Source organism: Pseudopedobacter beijingensis, assembly GCF_042678145.1.
Lineage (GTDB): Bacteria > Bacteroidota > Bacteroidia > Sphingobacteriales > Sphingobacteriaceae > Pseudopedobacter > Pseudopedobacter beijingensis.
This window is the reverse complement of the sequence record NZ_JBHUDG010000029.1, coordinates 1-837: the sequence shown is the minus strand read 5'-3', so window position 1 is coordinate 837 and position 837 is coordinate 1. Positions and strand designations below refer to the sequence as shown.

General features: G+C 49.5%; 1 protein-coding gene. It reads left to right on the top strand.

All coding sequences use genetic code 11. The features are described from left to right. The first annotated feature begins 246 nt into the window (after nucleotides 1-246). Entirely contained in the window at nucleotides 247-750 is a 504-nt protein-coding gene (locus ACFSAH_RS14090; RefSeq protein ID WP_379663380.1) for a hypothetical protein, read from the top strand. Nucleotides 751-837 lie beyond the last annotated feature (87 nt).

The following is an 837-nucleotide window of genomic DNA, read 5'->3' as shown; positions in this document are numbered from 1 at the left end:
TCTACTGCCATTTTCTTAAAAGAATCATCAAATACTCTTCTCATGTGTAAACAAATTTAAATCTATTTCTTAAAATCTGTCTCCACTCAAAGGTAGCAACTCCAGTATGCTTACTACCTGCATGGCCCGCTTGCCCGAATAGAACTGGGTCCGGAGACGGGCAAGGTACAGGGCGTGGACTATGCCTATACATTGCAGGGCTGGCTGAAGGGCGTGAATGGGCAGTCGCTTGATCCGTCAGGAGATATGAATGCAGATGGAGCCGGAACAAGTACGGTGGGGCGGGATGCGTATGCCTATTCGCTGGGCTATTACCAGGGAGACTATAATGCCATAGGTGGAAGCGGTGCACCGGCCTTCGGCAGGAGCTATGCCGCTGCACCAGGAGACATAACGGGAAAGAACCTTTATAACGGCAACATCAGCCATTCGACCTATGCGATCCGGGAGATAAACAGCGGGCAGCCGGCAGGCTATACCTATGGGTATGACCAGCTGAATCGGCTGAAACGCATGCGCCAGCATCACATAGGGCCAGGAACAGGTAACTGGAATTCACAGACCCTGAGCCCTGCCTACAGTGAAGATTTTAGCTATGATGCCAATGGCAACATCCAGACCCTGGACCGCATGAACGGCGGGGGAACCGTTATGGATAACCTGAGCTACAGCTACGATACGGCCAATGGCAGGAACAACCGGCTTACTGCAGTGGCAGATGCGGTAGGGGTTTGGAGTTGCTACCTTTGAGTGGAGACAGATTTTAAGAAATAGATTTAAATTTGTTTACACATGAGAAGAGTATTTGATGATTCTTTTAAGAAAATGGCAGTAGAG